The sequence below is a fragment of the Pseudomonas sp. P5_B3 genome (assembly GCF_056400405.1).
This window is the reverse complement of sequence record NZ_JBFULI010000021.1, coordinates 46,162-62,953: the sequence shown is the minus strand read 5'-3', so window position 1 is coordinate 62,953 and position 16,792 is coordinate 46,162. Positions and strand designations below refer to the sequence as shown.

Sequence of the window (16,792 nt, the reverse complement as noted above, 5' to 3'; positions counted from 1 at the left end):
GGGGTTACGCCTTCTTCTGGTGTTGAGTCAACGCTGCCTTGACGAAACCGCTGAACAGCGGGTGACCGTCACGTGGCGTCGAGGTGAACTCCGGGTGGAACTGGCAAGCGACGAACCATGGGTGATCCGGTGCTTCAACCACTTCAACCAGTGCGCCATCACCGGAACGACCGGAGATTTTCAAACCGGCTTCCATGATTTGCGGCAGCAGGTTGTTGTTCACTTCGTAGCGATGACGATGACGCTCGACAATCACGTCCTTGCCGTAGCAGCCGTGGACCAGCGAGCCCGGCTCCAGCAGGCAATCCTGCGCACCCAGGCGCATGGTGCCGCCCAGATCCGAGGTTTCGGTACGGGTTTCAACAGCGCCGGTGGCATCTTCCCACTCGGTGATCAGACCCACGACCGGGTGACCGCTTGCACGATCGAACTCGGTGGAGTTGGCGTCTTTCCAGCCCATCACGTTACGTGCGAACTCGATGACGGCCACTTGCATGCCCAGGCAGATACCCAGGTACGGAACCTTGTTTTCGCGAGCGTATTGCACGGCGGTGATCTTGCCTTCAACGCCACGCAGACCGAAGCCGCCTGGCACCAGGATGGCGTCGACGCCTTCCAGCAACGCAGTGCCCTGGTTCTCGATGTCTTCGGAATCGATGTAGCGCAGGTTGACCTTGGTACGGTTGCTGATGCCGGCGTGACTCATCGCTTCGATCAGCGACTTGTAGGCGTCCAGCAGCTCCATGTACTTGCCGACCATCGCAATGGTGACTTCGTGCTCAGGATTGAGCTTGGCGTCGACCACGGCTTCCCACTCGGACAGATCGGCACCGCCGCATTGCAGGCCGAAACGCTCGACGACAAAATCGTCCAGGCCCTGGGAGTGCAGGATGCCCGGGATCTTGTAGATGGTGTCGGCGTCTTCCAGGCCGATCACCGCACGCTCTTCAACGTTGGTGAACTGCGCGATCTTGCGACGCGAGGAAATATCGATCGGGTGATCGGAGCGGCAGACCAGCACGTCGGGTTGCAGGCCGATGGAACGCAGCTCCTTCACCGAGTGCTGGGTTGGCTTGGTCTTGGTTTCGCCGGCAGTGGCGATGTACGGCACCAGTGTCAGGTGCATCAGCATCGCGCGCTTGGCGCCGACTTCGAAACGCAGTTGGCGGATCGCCTCGAGGAACGGTTGCGACTCGATGTCACCCACGGTGCCGCCGATCTCGACCATAGCCACGTCAGCGTCGCCCGCACCCTTGATGATGCGGCGCTTGATTTCGTCGGTGATGTGCGGGATCACCTGGATGGTTGCACCCAGGTAGTCACCACGGCGCTCTTTGCGCAGGACGTGTTCGTAGACACGGCCGGTGGTGAAGTTGTTGTTCTGGGTCATGGTCGTGCGGATGAACCGCTCGTAGTGGCCCAGGTCCAGGTCGGTCTCCGCGCCGTCGTGAGTGACGAACACTTCACCGTGCTGGAACGGGCTCATGGTGCCCGGGTCGACGTTGATGTACGGGTCCAGCTTCAGCATGGTGACCTTAAGTCCCCGCGCCTCCAGGATGGCCGCCAATGATGCCGATGCAATGCCTTTCCCCAATGAAGAAACAACACCGCCCGTGACGAATATGTAGCGCGTCATGAAAAACCCTAGAAGTCTGCGTTAAAGCGGTCCGAGCCGCCGGGGAAAGCGAAGGAAGGCCGAAGCCCCCGATCACCTGCATTAATCACAGCGCACCTTTCAAAAAAACCGCCGCGTTGGGACAGACCGGAAAATGAAACACCGGTTCGTTGCTCGCTACACATTTTTTGGAATCGCCCAGCAAAGACTGCTTGGTAATCGGCAACTCCTGCAATTCAGGCGAATCCACAGAAGTTGTATCAAGAAGGGAGCGTAGTCTACCGGAAAGCCCCTTTCAGCTCAAACCTTGATCTTCGTTCAGTGGCTGCCAGTGCAAATGCCAGTCGCCGATCGCACCACCATCGAGCCCCTTGAGGTTCGCTACCGCCAGCAGTTGCCCGTCTTTGTAGAGCAGCGGCAATCTGCCGCGTACGAAGGACGGTACACCGCTTTCATTGAGCAAACGTTTCAGGTCCCGATGGCCGCGGCCTGGCAAAGCCATGACCTCTCCCCCTTCACGATAGCGGATCTGTAACGGGCCATCGGGGATTTGGCCGGTGACACTCAGTACACCGTTATCCGGCAATATCAGCGGTGATACTGGACTTTGCCACGTTCCAGCAGAGGGCATAGTGCGCAGCCAGCAACCGGACAGCCACCAGATGCGCCCGCCCGCCCGATGCAGTTCGCCATCGGCCAGCCGCCACACCGGGCAGGCATCGCCGTTGGCGTCGCGCAAATTCTCCCAACCCGACCAATGGTCCGTATCCGGCAAGCGAGTCAGCGGATCGAGCCAATGACTCAAGGCATTGCGCTGCCGGGCAACAGACAATTGCGCAAGCGGCGCCAGTTCAAGGGATCGCAAGCCCAGCCAGGCAAACTCACTGGCAGAGCTGGCCTCACGCAAATCCATGTCCGCCAGCTCTTCGAGCAGCCCCTGCGCTTCAGTAAAATGCGCCGCGCTGCGGGCCATGGTCGCCACCGCTTGTGGCCAGCGCTGGATCAGCACGGGCAAGACTTGATGCCTAAGGTAATTGCGCGAGTACTGCCGATCCTGGTTCGAGGGATCTTCGATCCAGCTCAAGCCATGCGCATTGGCATAAGCCTCCAGTTCAGCCCGCGTGACATCAAGCAATGGCCGCAGCAAATACCCCTTGCCCAACGGGCGATGACGCGGCATCCCGGACAATCCGCGCACGCCCGCTCCGCGCAACAGGCGAAACAACAGGGTTTCCGCCTGATCGTCGCGGTGCTGGGCTGTCAGCAGCACTTCGTTGCCCTGAACGGTTTCAGTGAAGGCGTGATACCGCGCCTCCCGAGCTGCACGTTCAAGGCTGGCACCCGGCTGCACCTGCACGTGAACCACTTGCAGCGGCACGCCCAGCGCAGCGCACACAGCACGACAATGTTCCGGCCACGCATCGGCCACAGCTTGAAGGCCGTGATGAACATGGATGGCGCTCAGCGCCGGCAGGGATTCGGTTTTTGCGAGTTGTGCGAGAAGGTGCAGCAGGACGGTGGAGTCCAGGCCGCCGGAGAAGGCGATGTGCCAATGGGCCGCATTGCGCCATGGTTTCAGATTCAGCAAAAGCCTGGAAGGCAAATCAATCGCGGGCCGATCCATATCTTTCCCTTTGCACAAATCAAATGTGGGAGCGAGCTTGCTCGCGATAGCGGCCTAACACTCAACATATTCGTCGACTGTTATACCCTCATCGCGAGCAAGCTCGCTCCCACAGTGTTTTGCATCATTGGCCGAAGCGAGGTCAGATCAGAGACCGTAGCTCATCAGACGCTCATAACGACGGGCCAGCAGCGCGTCGTTATCGAACTTCTTCAGCATCGCCAGTTGCGAGCTCAGCTCGGCGCGGATCGATGCGGCGGCAGCGGCTGGGTCGCGGTGCGCACCACCCAATGGCTCGCCGATCACTTTATCCACGATACCCAAGCCTTTCAGGCGCTCAGCGGTGATGCCCATGGCTTCAGCGGCGTCCGGCGCCTTCTCGGCGGTTTTCCACAGAATCGAAGCGCAACCTTCCGGCGAGATCACCGCGTAGGTCGAGTACTGCAGCATGTTCAACTGGTCGCAGACACCGATCGCCAGTGCACCACCGGAACCACCTTCACCGATCACGGTGGCGATGATTGGGGTTTTCAGGCGGGCCATGACACGCAGGTTCCAGGCGATCGCTTCGCTCTGGTTACGCTCTTCGGCGTCGATGCCAGGGTAGGCGCCCGGGGTGTCGATGAAGGTCAGGATCGGCATTTTGAAACGCTCGGCCATTTCCATCAGGCGGCAAGCCTTGCGGTAGCCTTCCGGACGTGGCATGCCGAAGTTGCGGCGAACTTTCTCGCGCACTTCACGGCCCTTCTGGTGACCGATGATCATCACCGGCTGGTCGTCCAGACGGGCAATACCGCCAACGATGGCAGCGTCGTCGGAGAAGTGACGGTCACCGTGCAACTCGTCGAACTCGGTGAAGATGTGTTCGATGTAGTCCAGGGTATACGGACGTTTCGGGTGACGCGCCAGACGTGCGATCTGCCAGCTGGTCAGCTTGCCGAAAATGTCTTCGGTCAGCGTTTTGCTCTTGTCCTGCAGGCGGGAGATCTCATCGCCGATATTCAGCGAATTGTCATTACCGACCAAGCGCAACTCTTCGATCTTGGCTTGCAGGTCGGCGATCGGCTGTTCGAAATCTAGAAAATTCGGGTTCATAGGCGTCCGTCTTGGGTCGAGTCCCAAGGGATCTTGGGCCGGCCGGTTGTCTATTCGCGCCCTACCTTAAGGGACAGGCGCGTTGAGGTCGAGATTAAAAATTCAGGTTGCGGGCAGGCGTTCTGAGATCACCTGCCGGTCAACGGTATTGGAGGAAGACGTTGTCTCGCCCGAACTGGTCACGCAGGGCTTGAATCAACGCATCCGCCGGATCGATCCGCCAGCCTTCGCCAAACTGCAACAAGGCCTTCGCATCAGGGCTGGTGTAATCCATGGTGATCGGGCACGCACCGCGGTGACGCTTCAACAGTTCACCCAGCCAGCGTAGCTGATCGCCCTTGAGGTCCTTGGCATGCAACTTCAGGCGCAGGCTTTCGGCCAGGTTGGTGCGCGCATCTTCCATGCTCATCACCCGCTTGACCCGCAACTTCAGGCCACCGGAGAAGTCGTCATTGCTGACCTCGCCTTCGACCACCACCATCGCGTCGGTCTGCAACAGCGACTGCGCGGAATGGAACGCCTCGGAAAACAGCGAGGCCTCGATCCGCCCTGAGCGGTCGTCGAGGGTGATGAACCCCATCTTGTCACCCTTCTTGTTCTTCATCACCCGCAAGGCGATGATCATCCCGGCGACCGTCTGGGTATCGCGCGCCGGTTTCAGGTCGATGATGCGCTGACGGGCGAAGCGACGGATTTCACCCTCGTATTCGTCAATCGGGTGACCGGTCAGGTACAGGCCGAGGGTATCTTTCTCCCCTTTCAGGCGCTCCTTGAGGGTCAGCTCCTTGGCCTTGCGGTGATTGGCGTAGACGTCGGCGTCCTCTTCGACAAACAGACCGCCAAACAGGTCGGAGTGACCGCTGTCCTGGGTGCGTGCAGTTTGTTCGGCCGCCTTGATCGCTTCCTCCATGGCCGTCAGCAGCACCGCGCGATTGCGGTCGATGTTGGCCTGGTAGGCTTTCTGCTCATCGTGGAAATACGGCCCGAGGCGATCCAGCGCGCCGCTGCGGATCAAGCCGTCGAGGGTGCGCTTGTTGATGCGCTTGAGGTCAACCCGGGCGCAGAAATCGAACAGGTCCTTGAACGGACCGGCCAGACGCGCTTCGGTGATCGCCTCGACCGGGCCCTCACCCACGCCTTTGATGGCACCGAGGCCGTAAATGATCCGGCCTTCGTCGTTCACCGTGAACTTGAACTCGGACGTGTTCACGTCCGGCGCGTCGAGACGCAGCTTCATGGTCCGCACTTCTTCGATCAAGGTCACGACCTTGTCGGTGTTGTGCATATCCGCAGAGAGTACCGCAGCCATGAACGGTGCCGGGTAATGGGCTTTCAGCCACGCGGTCTGATACGACACCAGGCCATAAGCAGCGGAGTGGGATTTGTTGAAGCCGTAACCGGCGAATTTTTCTACCAGGTCGAAAATGTTACCGGCGAGGTCCGCATCGATGTTGTTGGTGGCACAACCTTCAATGAAGCCACCGCGCTGCTTGGCCATTTCCTCGGGTTTTTTCTTACCCATGGCTCGACGCAGCATGTCCGCACCACCGAGGGTGTAACCGGCCATGACCTGGGCAATCTGCATCACCTGTTCCTGATACAGGATGATGCCGTAAGTCGGCGCCAGTACTGGCTTGAGGCCTTCGTACTGGTAGTCCGAGTGCGGATACGCCAGCTCGGCGCGACCATGCTTACGGTTGATGAAGTCATCCACCATGCCTGACTGCAGCGGGCCTGGACGGAACAGCGCCACCAGTGCGATCAAGTCTTCCAGGCAGTCGGGCTTGAGCTTTTTGATCAGCTCCTTCATGCCCCGGGATTCAAGCTGGAACACCGCCGTGGTTTCGGCTTTTTGCAGCAAGGTGTAAGTCGGCTTGTCATCCAGCGGGATGAACGCGATATCCAGCGGCGGTTCGTTGACCTTGGCGCGGTCACGATTGATGGTTTTTAGCGCCCAGTCGATGATCGTCAGGGTCCGCAGACCGAGGAAGTCGAACTTCACCAGGCCGGCCGCCTCGACGTCATCCTTGTCGAACTGGGTTACCAGACCGTCACCGGCCTCGTCGCAATAGATCGGCGAGAAGTCAGTCAGCTTGGTTGGCGCGATAACTACACCACCGGCGTGCTTGCCGACGTTACGCACAACGCCTTCGAGCTTGCGGGCCATCTCCCAGATTTCCGCGGCTTCTTCATCGACCTTGATGAAGTCGCGCAGGATCTCTTCCTGCTCGTAGGCCTTTTCCAGGGTCATGCCGACTTCGAACGGAATCATCTTCGACAGGCGATCCGCCAGGCCGTAGGACTTGCCCTGCACCCGCGCCACGTCGCGGACCACAGCCTTGGCGGCCATGGAACCGAAGGTGATGATCTGGCTTACCGCATTGCGGCCGTACTTCTCGGCCACGTAGTCGATCACCCGGTCACGACCGTCCATGCAGAAGTCGACGTCGAAGTCGGGCATGGAAACCCGTTCCGGGTTAAGGAAACGTTCGAACAGCAGGTCGTATTCCAGCGGGTCGAGGTCGGTGATCTTCTGCACATAGGCCACCAGCGACCCGGCACCCGATCCACGGCCAGGACCCACCGGTACGCCGTTGTTCTTGGCCCACTGGATAAAGTCCATCACGATCAGGAAGTACCCGGGGAACCCCATCTGGATAATGATATCCAGCTCGAAATTCAGCCGGTCGACATAGACCTGGCGTTTGGCCTCGTAGTCTTCGGTGGTGTCCTTGGGCAGCAGAACGCTTAGCCGCTCTTCCAGGCCGTCGAAGGACACCTTGCGGAAGTACTCGTCGATGGTCATGCCATCGGGGATCGGGAAGTTGGGCAGGAAGTGCGTGCCCAGCTTCACTTCGATGTTGCAGCGCTTGGCGATCTCGACGGTGTTTTCCAGCGCCTCGGGAATGTCGCTGAACAGCTCGGCCATTTCATCGGCGCTTTTGAGGTACTGCTGATCGCTGTAATTCTTCGAACGCCGCGGATCGTCGAGGGCGCGGCCTTCACCGATGCAAACGCGGGTTTCGTGGGCGGCGAAGTCTTCCTGCTTGATGAAGCGCACGTCATTGGTCGCCACCAGCGGCGCACCGAGCTTCTCGGCCAGCGCCACCGCGCCGTGCAGCTGTTCTTCATCGTTCGGGCGGTTGGTGCGCTGGATTTCCAGGTAGAAACGATCCGGAAACACGTCCATCCATTCGCGGGCAAGGGTTTCGGCCTCGGCGGGATTGCCGCTGAGCATGGCCTGGCCGATCTCGCCTTCTTTGGCCGCCGACAGCATGATCAAGCCCGCATTGGCTTCAGCGACCCATTCGCGCTCGATGATGATCGCGCCATTGCGCTGACCATCGATAAAGCCGCGGGAAATCAGTTCGGTGAGGTTGCGATAGCCTTCGGCGTTCATCACCAGCAGGCTGATCCGGCTCAGCGGGTTGTCCGGATCCTTGTTCGACAGCCACAGGTCGGCGCCGCAGATCGGCTTGATCCCGGCACCCATGGCGTTTTTATAGAATTTGACCAGGGAACACATGTTGTTCTGGTCAGTGACCGCTACGGCAGGCATGTTCATGCCGACCAGGGTCTTGACCAGCGGCTTGATCCGCACCAGACCGTCGACCAGGGAGTATTCAGTGTGCAGGCGTAGGTGAACGAATGAAGCCGGCATAGTGATCCTGTCTATAAACATGAAGACAACAAGGCCCGGATTGTACCGGGCCTTGGTAAAAAAAATCAGCCTCGCGACTAACTCTCGATGAGACCTTCTCGCGCCTCATAGGCCAGCCGCACCGGGGCAAATGAACGCCGGTGAATCGGGGTCGGGCCGAGACGGGCGAGCGCTTCCAGATGAACGGGCGTCGGGTAGCCTTTATGCCCACCAATGCCGTAACCCGGGTAAATCAATTCGAACGCCGCCATTTCACGATCACGGCTGACCTTGGCCAAAATCGATGCGGCGGCGATGGCTGGAACCTTGCTATCGCCCTTGACCACGGCTTCGGAGCGCATCGGCAGCTTTGGGCAACGATTACCATCGATCATCGCCAGCTTCGGCTGGATGTGCAGCCCGGCAACCGCGCGCTGCATGGCCAGCATGGTGGCGTGCAGGATATTCAGTTCGTCGATTTCTTCGACTTCGGCGCGAGCGATACACCAGCTCAGGGCTTTTTCGCAGATTTCGTCGTAGAGCTTTTCGCGGCGGGCTTCGGTGAGTTTCTTCGAGTCGTTCAGGCCGAGGATCGGGCGGTTCGGATCAAGGATCACCGCCGCCGTAACCACCGCGCCACAGAGCGGGCCGCGACCGACTTCATCGACGCCGGCAACCAACTCTTCGACTTCGGCGACCAAGGTAAAATCCAGCCCCATCTGCATGTTCGTTTTACTCATTTGTCTTGGCCGATCAGGTTCAGCACTGCGTCCGCAGCCTGGTTGGAGGCATCCAGACGCAGGGTCCGGTGAATCTCATCAAAGCCACGGGTCTGCTCTTCCCCGCCCTCGATCAGCGGTGACAAGGTCTGGGCCAGCGCTTCGACCGTTGCATCGTCCTGCAACAACTCGGGCACCAACAGACGCTGAGCCAGCAAGTTCGGCAATGAAATGTAGGGGCTTTTCACCATGCGCTTGAGAATCCAGAACGTCAGCGGTGCCAGACGGTAGGCAACCACCATCGGCCGCTTGTACAGCAATGCTTCAAGTGTTGCGGTTCCGGAGGCAATCAGCACGGCGTCGCAGGCTGCCAGGGCCAGATGGGACTTGCCATCGAGCAAGGTCAGCGGCAGATCACGACCGGCCAGCAACTCCTCCAGCTGAGCCCGACGCTGCGCACTGGCGCAAGGCATGACAAACCGCACGCCCGGGCGCAACGTACGCAAGCGYTGGGCCGTATCGAGGAACAACGCGCCGAGTCGGCCAACTTCACCACCGCGGCTGCCCGGCATCAACGCCACCAGCGGCCCGTCAGGCAAACCAAGTTCGGCCCGCGCTGCGCTGCGATCGGCTTCGAGTGGAATGGCGTCGGCCAGGGTATGGCCGACGAACCGCACCGGTACGCCCTTCTCTTCGTAGAATCTGGCTTCGAACGGGAACAGCGTGAGCATCAGGTCGCAGCCTTCGCGAATCTTCAGCACCCGCTTCTGCCGCCAGGCCCAGACCGACGGGCTGACGTAATGCACGGTCTTGATCCCGGCCTGGCGCAGCTTGAGTTCGATATTGAGGTTGAAGTCTGGCGCGTCGATACCGATGAACACATCAGGTTTCGCTTCGATCAGGTCGGCGACCAGCTTCTTGCGCCGTGCCAGCAACTCGCGTAACCGGCCCAGCACTTCCACCAGGCCCATGACGGACAGACGTTCCATCGGGAAATACGGGGTCAGGCCTTCGGCCTGCATCAGCGGACCACCCACACCGATGAATTCGACAGCCGGGTGACGAGCCTTGAGCGCGCGCATGAGGCCCGCGCCCAGAATGTCGCCGGAAGCCTCGCCCGCTACCAGCGCAATACGCAGATTGGCCATGATTAGCGGGTGATGCCGCGGGTCGAAGACTGGATGGAGTCGCGGAACACCGCTACTTCCGGGAACTGCGCAGAAGGCTCGGACAGTTCGACGAGCGCCTGCTCCACGGTCAGGCCCTGGCGGTAAACTACCTTATAGGCGCGACGCAGGGCGTGAATCGCATCTTCGCTGAAACCGCGACGACGCATGCCTTCAAAGTTCATGCTGCGGGCTTCGGCAGGGTTACCGAACACCGTGACATACGCAGGAACATCCTTGCCGATGGCAGTACCCATGCCTGAAAAGCTGTGGGCGCCAATGTGGCAATACTGGTGAACCAGGGTAAAACCGGAAAGGATCGCCCAGTCTTCCACATGCACATGGCCCGCCAGTGCGGTGTTGTTCACCAGGATGCAGTGGTTGCCGATAACGCTGTCGTGGCCGATGTGGGCATACGCCATGATCAGGTTGTGATCGCCCAGGGTCGTTTCCGAACGGTCCTGGATGGTGCCACGGTGAATCGTCACGCCTTCGCGGATGACGTTGTGATCACCAATCACCAGACGGGTTTCCTCGCCCTTGTACTTCAGGTCAGGTGTGTCTTCGCCCACCGAGGAAAACTGGTAGATGCGATTGTGCTTACCGATTCGCGTCGGGCCCTTGAGGATCACGTGCGGCCCGATGACTGTCCCCTCGCCGATTTCCACACCTGCGCCGACGATCGACCACGGGCCGACCTCGACGCCGTCAGCCAGAACGGCTGTCGGATCGATGATTGCACGAGGGTCAATCAAACTCATAGCTTGCGTTCCGCGCAGATGATTTCAGCGGAGCAGACAGGCTTGCCATCGACCGAAGCCTGGCATTCGAACTTCCAGATCTGACGCTTGCAGCTGATGAACTTGGCTTCAAGGATCAACTGATCGCCTGGCAGAACCGGCTGGCGGAAGCGCAGCTTGTCGGAACCGACGAAGTAATAAAGAGTGCCGTCGGCCGGTTTCACGTCGAGCATTTTGAAACCAAGGATCCCGGCAGCCTGAGCCATTGCTTCGATGATCAATACGCCAGGCATGATTGGATGCGCAGGGAAGTGACCGTTGAAGAACGGTTCGTTGATGCTGACATTCTTGTAGGCGCGAATGCGCTTGCCTTCAACATCCAGCTCCACTACCCGGTCCACCAGCAGGAACGGGTAACGGTGAGGCAGGTATTCGCGAATCTCGTTGATGTCCATCATTTCGGGGGGAAGCCTATGTAAAGATTGGGAGCGCGCGACTGACGCACGTTCCTCTAGCAAATCAAGGAGCCAGTCCACAGACTGTGTGGAAACTACTGCGCTCGACAATACTGCGTTAAAAACAGGCTCGGAATGCTCATTTACAGCCAGTAAAGTCGAGTGCGACTCCAACCGTTCCTCGCCTGTTTTTGCCTTGTCTTGTCTTCGCTCGCTACGTTTCCACGCAGTCTGTTTTGCGGCTGTGCACACTTGATATGGAAATGGTATCAGCCATCTGATGAAGCATTACCGTCAGGGGTCACTTCCCCTACTTGCTTTTCCAGCTGGCGCAGACGCCGCGCAATGTCATCGAGCTGACGAATGCGTGCCGCGCTTTTGCGCCACTCGGCTGCCGGCTGCATGGCCGTACCGGAAGAATAGGAACCCTTTTCGGTAATCGAGTGGGTCACCATGGTCATCCCGGTGATGAAAACGTTGTCGCAAATTTCGATATGCCCTACCAGCCCCACACCACCAGCGAGCATGCAATGCTTGCCAATTTTGGTGCTGCCGGAGATCCCGACACAGGCGGCCATGGCGGTGTGATCACCGACCTGAACGTTGTGAGCGATCTGGATCTGGTTGTCGAGCTTCACACCATTACCGATGATGGTATCGGCCAGCGCACCGCGATCTATAGCCGTGTTCACGCCGATTTCAACGTCATCGCCGATCAACACGCCACCGATCTGGGCGATTTTCTGCCAGATACCTTTTTCATTGGCAAAACCGAAACCTTCGCCGCCGAGCACCGCTCCGGATTGAATGACGACCCGTTTGCCGACGCGAACGTCGTGATAAAGGGTCACACGCGGCGCGAGCCAGCCACCCTCACCCACCACGCTGCGAGCACCGATGAAGCAATGCGCGCCGACAGTCGTACCGGCTGCAATCTGCGCACCGCTTTCGATCACCACAAAAGCACCGATACTCGCCGCAGGATCGACTACCGCATCCGCAGCGATCACCGCCGTGGGATGTATGCCGGCAGCGGACTTGGGCTTGGGATCGAACAGGTGGGAAACACGTGCGTAGGCCGCATACGGATCCGGCACCACCAGCACATCCCCGCAATGACCTTCGGCGTCAGCGGCTTTCAGCAACAAGGCTGCAGCCTGACTACCTGCCAGGTACTTACGGTATTGGGGGTTTGCGAGAAAGCTCAACTGAGCTGGGCCAGCCTCCTGCAAGGTGGCTAGCCCAGTAATTGCTTTCTCGGGATCGCCATGTAGCGTGGCGCCGAGGAACTCGGCCAGCTGGCCGAGCTTAATGGTCACGGTCATGGATTACTTCAGCTGATTCATGCGCTCGATAACCTGGCGAGTGATGTCGTACTGAGGCTTGACATCAATCACTGCGCCACGCTCGAAGACCAGGTCAAAAGCACCTTTCTTGATGACTTCTTCCACAGCGCTGTCCAGTTTCGGCTTGAGCTGCTTCAGCATTTCACGGTCGGCAACGGCCTTGGCTTCGTTCAGCTCCTTGGACTGGAACTGGAAGTCACGGGCCTTTTGCTTGAATTCAAGCTCCAGACGCTCGCGCTCACCCTGCTGCATTTTGTCGCCACCGGCCATCAGGCGGTCCTGAATGCCCTTGGCGCTGCTTTCCAGGGTCTTGAGCTTGGTCAGTTGAGGACCGAACTTCTTCTCGGCATCCACGGCGTATTTCTTGGCCGCATCGGACTCCAGCAAAGCCATCTGATAGTTCAGAACAGCAATTTTCATGTCGGCGAATGCCGGACCAGCGACCAGTACGCTGGCCAGGAGAACCAATTGAGTCAACTTACGCACGATGCACTCCTACAAAATTCATTGTCGTTATCTTGGGTCAGACGCTTAGAACGTCTGGCCGAGGGAAAATTGGAACACTTGAGTCTCAGCGTTATCCGGTTTCTTGACCGGCATGGCCAATGCGAAACTCAGAGGACCCAGTGCGGTGACCCAGGTCACACCCACACCGACAGAACTGGCCAAGTTGCTCAAGCTGATGTCGTTGCACTGCGTGTTGGACTTCGACGCAGGGTTGGTATTTGTCGTCTGCTCGCACTTGGAGTCGAACACATTACCCACATCCCAGAATACCGAGGTACGCAGGGATCGTTGATCCTTGACGAAAGGCATAGGGAACAGTACTTCCACACCGCCCTGGATCAGGACGTTACCACCAAACGGCAGTGGATCATCGTCCGGATCAGCCAGCGTTCCGGTATTACCCGTTACACCCACGCCACGACTCGGCGTACTACGAGGACCCAGAGTGCTGTCCTTGAAGCCACGAACCGAATTAAAACCACCAGCATAGTAGTTTTCATAGAATGGCAAGCCATCGGTCGAGCCGTAACCGTCGCCATAACCCAATTCGGTGTGCAGGCGCATGGTGTAATTTTCGCTCAGTGGCTGGAACAACTGGCCACGGTAATCGAGTTTGTAGAACGACAGGTCGCTACCCGGTATGGTGGCTTCCGCCGTCAAGCTTTGAGAATGACCACGGGTCGCCAATACGCCTTTGTTCAAGGTAGATTCGGACCAGCCGGCCGAAGCCTTGAAGTTCAGGTACTGATCACCTTCACGGTTAACGAAGTCGAAAATCTCGTCGACGGTGAATTCACCGGTCTTGATCTTATCCTGCTGCGCATTCAGGCCAAAGGTCAGACGCGAAGTCTCGCTGATCGGGTAACCGACGCTGACACCTGCACCCAAGCTGTCTACGGCGTAGCTCGCTACGTTGACATCGAGGTCTTTGTAGTCAGTGGTGCGGTAGAAGGCGTTGTAACCCAGGCTCACGCCATCAGCCGTCCAGTAGGGGTCAACAAAACCAAAGTTGTAACGCGTCTGGTATTGGCTTTTGGTCAAGCCGATGCTGACCTTGTTACCGGTACCCAGGAAGTTGTTCTGGGTGATCGAGCCACCAAGGATCAGACCGGCACTCTGGGCGAAACCGACGCTGGCGGTAATCGAACCGGAGGCTTGCTCTTCAACGCTGTAGTTGACGTCCACCYGGTCATCGACACCCGGCACGGCCGGGGTCTCAACGTTGACTTCCTTGAAGAAGCCCAGACGTTCCAGACGGGTCTTGGACTGGTCGATCAGGTAGGTCGAAGCCCAGCCGCCTTCCATCTGGCGCATTTCACGACGCAGCACTTCGTCTTCGGACTTGGTGTTGCCGCGGAAGTTGATGCGGTTCACGTAGGCACGCTTACCCGGATCGACCGCGAACAGGATGTCTACGGTGTGATCTTCTTCGTGCGGCTGAGGCACGCCGTTGACGTTGGCGAAGGTATAACCCTCGTTACCCAGACGGCGGGTGATCAGTTCAGAGGTGGTGGTCATCAGCTTGCGCGAGAACACCTGGCCTTTTTGCACCAGCAGCAGGGACTTGACCTGGTCTTCAGGGACTTTCAGGTCACCGCTGAGCTTGACGTCACGAACGGTGTACTTGTCGCCTTCGTTGACGTTGACCGTGATGTAGACGTGCTTCTTGTCCGGTGTAATGGAGACCTGGGTCGAAGCGATATCCATGTTGATATAGCCACGGTCCAGGTAGTAGGAACGCAGACGCTCCAGGTCACCGGACAGTTTTTCACGGGCGTACTTGTCGTCGTTCTTGAAGAACGACAACCAGTTGGTGGTTTTGAGTTCGAACAGGTCGATCAGGTCTTCATCGGGGAAAACCGTGTTGCCCACCACGTTGATGTGCTGGATAGCGGCAACCGTACCTTCGTTGATGTTGACCTTCAGGCCGACGCGGTTACGCGGTTGCGGCACCACTTCGGTGTCGACGGTAGCCGAGTAGCGACCCTGGGCGACGTACTGGCGCTGCAATTCGTTACGCACACCTTCAAGGGTGGCACGCTGGAAGATCTCGCCTTCGGCCAGACCGGATTGCTTGAGGCCTTTCATCAGGTCTTCAGTAGAGATCGCCTTGTTACCTTCGATCTCGATACTGGCAACAGACGGGCGCTCGACTACCGTGATGACCAGGACGTTGCCATCGCGGCCCAGCTGGATATCTTGAAAGAAACCGGTTTTGAACAACGCACGAGTGGATTCCACCAGGCGACGATCATCCGCCTGTTCACCGACGTTCAACGGCAAAGCACCAAAGACGCTCCCCGCGGAGACCCGCTGGAGGCCATTGACGCGAATATCAGAGATAGTGAAGGACTCGGCGTGAACTTCGGCGATCATCAATACGGTGAGAACCGCAGTTAGCAGCAGACGTTTCATGAAGTCCTTTCTTATTCCAACTGGCAATAAACAAACTGCCGCAAAATGCGGCAGATTCGCAATTCAGCGAAGCGTTACAATCGACCCAGATCATTGACCAGAGCAAGCAACATCACCCCGATCACCAAACTGATACCGATCTGTACCCCCCAACCTTGCACCCGATCCGACAAGGGACGACCACGCGCCCACTCGATCAGATAAAACAACAAATGTCCCCCATCCAGTACCGGAATGGGCAACAAATTCAGAACGCCCAGGCTAATACTCAGATAAGCAAGGAAATTCAGGAAATCAGCAACACCCGACTGGGCCGAAGCGCCCGCCACTTTAGCAATGGTTATCGGTCCACTCAAGTTTTTTACCGAGAGCTCGCCGAACAACATTTTCTTCAGWGAATCAAGGGTCAGCACGCTCATGGTCCAGGTGCGTCGAGCCCCCTCGCCAATCGCTGCCAATGGCCCGTAACTGACCTCGCGGATCATTTCCGGTGGCCAATCGACCGCCTTCACCCCAGCCCCCAGGTAACCGCTGGGTGACTTGCTCTCGCCGCGAGCGGCCAGCGTCACAGGGACGTCGATTTGAGCACCGTCGCGCTCAACCCGCAGCATGATTTTGGTGTCAGGATGCATACGGACGGTATCGACGACCTGCTGCCAGTCATCCAGCGTACGACCATCAAGCGCCAGCAACCGGTCACCCGCCTTCAGGCCGGCAGCCTGAGCTGGCCCCTTTGGATCGAGCTCAGCCAGGACAGGCGGCAATGCCGGGCGCCACGGGCGAATCCCCAACGAGTGGATAGGGTCCGGCTCGTCAGCCCCTTTGAGCCATTTGTTCAGCGCAAGTTCACGAGGGGAATCAGCCGTGGAGCCCTGTTCGCGAACCATTATCTGCAACGAGCCGCTTTCACCCAGGCGACGAACCAATTGCAGATTCACCTCCGCCCAGCCTGAAGTCGCCTCACCATCAATGGCCACGATTTCCTGGCCTGGGCTCAAACCCGCCTTGGCCGCAATACTGCCGGACTCGACAGCCCCGATGACTGGACGCACCTGCTCGCTGCCGAGCATTGCCAAACCCCAGAAGAACACCAATGCCAGCAGGAAATTGGCTATCGGCCCTGCAGCTACGATGGCAATGCGCTGACGAACGGACTTGCGATTGAAGGTCTGGCCGAGCTGATCGAGGGGCACTTCACCCTCGCGCTCGTCGAGCATTTTGACGTAGCCGCCCAACGGAATCGCGGCGATGACGAATTCGGTGCCTTGCTTGTCGTGCCAGCGCAGCAATGGCATGCCGAAGCCTACGGAGAAGCGCAGCACTTTGACCCCACAACGACGCGCGACCCAAAAATGGCCGAACTCGTGGAAGGTAACCAGCACACCCAGAGCGACCAGGGTGCCGACAATCATATAGAGCGCGCTCATCTACTTTCTCCGCAATCCGATCCGCTGCTGCCTGGGTCAACTA

Annotated in this window: 12 protein-coding genes; all 12 read right to left on the bottom strand. The window is 58.6% G+C overall.

Annotated features, from left to right (window positions below):
* Positions 1 to 4: 4 nt before the first annotated feature.
* Complete coding sequence (locus AC1DRN_RS14540) at positions 5 to 1,636, bottom strand: CTP synthase (protein ID WP_095943886.1); 1,632 nt, start codon at positions 1,634 to 1,636, stop codon at positions 5 to 7.
* Positions 1,637 to 1,910: 274 nt separating this feature from the next.
* Entirely contained in the window at positions 1,911 to 3,239 is a 1,329-nt protein-coding gene (gene tilS / locus AC1DRN_RS14535; RefSeq protein WP_223458400.1) for a tRNA lysidine(34) synthetase TilS, read from the bottom strand.
* 147 nt (positions 3,240 to 3,386) lie between these two features.
* Entirely contained in the window at positions 3,387 to 4,334 is a 948-nt protein-coding gene (locus AC1DRN_RS14530) for an acetyl-CoA carboxylase carboxyltransferase subunit alpha (RefSeq protein WP_007990250.1), read from the bottom strand.
* A gap of 139 nt (positions 4,335 to 4,473) precedes the next feature.
* Positions 4,474 to 7,995: a DNA polymerase III subunit alpha gene (gene dnaE, locus AC1DRN_RS14525; protein ID WP_223458398.1), complete on the bottom strand. Its 3,522-nt coding sequence runs from the start codon at positions 7,993 to 7,995 to the stop codon at positions 4,474 to 4,476.
* 77 nt (positions 7,996 to 8,072) lie between these two features.
* The gene (rnhB, locus tag AC1DRN_RS14520) at positions 8,073 to 8,699 is read right to left on the bottom strand and encodes a ribonuclease HII (RefSeq protein ID WP_008019543.1); all 627 of its coding nucleotides are present in this window, start codon (positions 8,697 to 8,699) and stop codon (positions 8,073 to 8,075) included.
* Positions 8,700 to 8,710: 11 nt separating this feature from the next.
* A complete protein-coding gene (gene lpxB / locus AC1DRN_RS14515) occupies positions 8,711 to 9,841 on the bottom strand; it encodes a lipid-A-disaccharide synthase (protein WP_223458396.1) in 1,131 nt (376 codons plus the stop codon).
* 2 nt (positions 9,842 to 9,843) lie between these two features.
* Positions 9,844 to 10,620, bottom strand: coding sequence for an acyl-ACP--UDP-N-acetylglucosamine O-acyltransferase (gene lpxA / locus AC1DRN_RS14510; protein ID WP_223458394.1), 777 nt, complete (start codon positions 10,618 to 10,620; stop codon positions 9,844 to 9,846).
* The gene (fabZ, locus tag AC1DRN_RS14505; RefSeq protein ID WP_007978374.1) at positions 10,617 to 11,057 is read right to left on the bottom strand and encodes a 3-hydroxyacyl-ACP dehydratase FabZ; all 441 of its coding nucleotides are present in this window, start codon (positions 11,055 to 11,057) and stop codon (positions 10,617 to 10,619) included. The genes lpxA and fabZ overlap by 4 nt, the downstream gene beginning before the upstream one ends.
* Before the next feature lie 266 nt (positions 11,058 to 11,323).
* Positions 11,324 to 12,379 (bottom strand): UDP-3-O-(3-hydroxymyristoyl)glucosamine N-acyltransferase, encoded by a 1,056-nt coding sequence (gene lpxD / locus AC1DRN_RS14500; protein WP_223458391.1) that lies wholly within the window; start codon positions 12,377 to 12,379, stop codon positions 11,324 to 11,326.
* 3 nt (positions 12,380 to 12,382) lie between these two features.
* Positions 12,383 to 12,886: an OmpH/Skp family outer membrane protein gene (locus AC1DRN_RS14495; RefSeq protein ID WP_007990260.1), complete on the bottom strand. Its 504-nt coding sequence runs from the start codon at positions 12,884 to 12,886 to the stop codon at positions 12,383 to 12,385.
* A gap of 45 nt (positions 12,887 to 12,931) precedes the next feature.
* Positions 12,932 to 15,322 (bottom strand): outer membrane protein assembly factor BamA, encoded by a 2,391-nt coding sequence (bamA, locus tag AC1DRN_RS14490; RefSeq protein ID WP_477786735.1) that lies wholly within the window; start codon positions 15,320 to 15,322, stop codon positions 12,932 to 12,934.
* A gap of 74 nt (positions 15,323 to 15,396) precedes the next feature.
* Complete coding sequence (gene rseP / locus AC1DRN_RS14485) at positions 15,397 to 16,749, bottom strand: sigma E protease regulator RseP (protein ID WP_223458388.1); 1,353 nt, start codon at positions 16,747 to 16,749, stop codon at positions 15,397 to 15,399.
* Positions 16,750 to 16,792 lie beyond the last annotated feature (43 nt).

Bases quoted from the DNA above. Each gene is read 5' to 3' on its own strand.
- AC1DRN_RS14540 (WP_095943886.1), bottom strand. From the start codon at position 1,636: ATGACGCGCTACATATTCGTCACGGGCGGTGTTGTTTCTTCATTGGGG.
- tilS (WP_223458400.1), bottom strand. From the start codon at position 3,239: ATGGATCGGCCCGCGATTGATTTGCCTTCCAGGCTTTTGCTGAATCTG.
- AC1DRN_RS14530 (WP_007990250.1), bottom strand. From the start codon at position 4,334: ATGAACCCGAATTTTCTAGATTTCGAACAGCCGATCGCCGACCTGCAA.
- dnaE (WP_223458398.1), bottom strand. From the start codon at position 7,995: ATGCCGGCTTCATTCGTTCACCTACGCCTGCACACTGAATACTCCCTG.
- rnhB (WP_008019543.1), bottom strand. From the start codon at position 8,699: ATGCAGATGGGGCTGGATTTTACCTTGGTCGCCGAAGTCGAAGAGTTG.
- lpxA (WP_223458394.1), bottom strand. From the start codon at position 10,620: ATGAGTTTGATTGACCCTCGTGCAATCATCGATCCGACAGCCGTTCTG.
- fabZ (WP_007978374.1), bottom strand. From the start codon at position 11,057: ATGATGGACATCAACGAGATTCGCGAATACCTGCCTCACCGTTACCCG.
- lpxD (WP_223458391.1), bottom strand. From the start codon at position 12,379: ATGACCGTGACCATTAAGCTCGGCCAGCTGGCCGAGTTCCTCGGCGCC.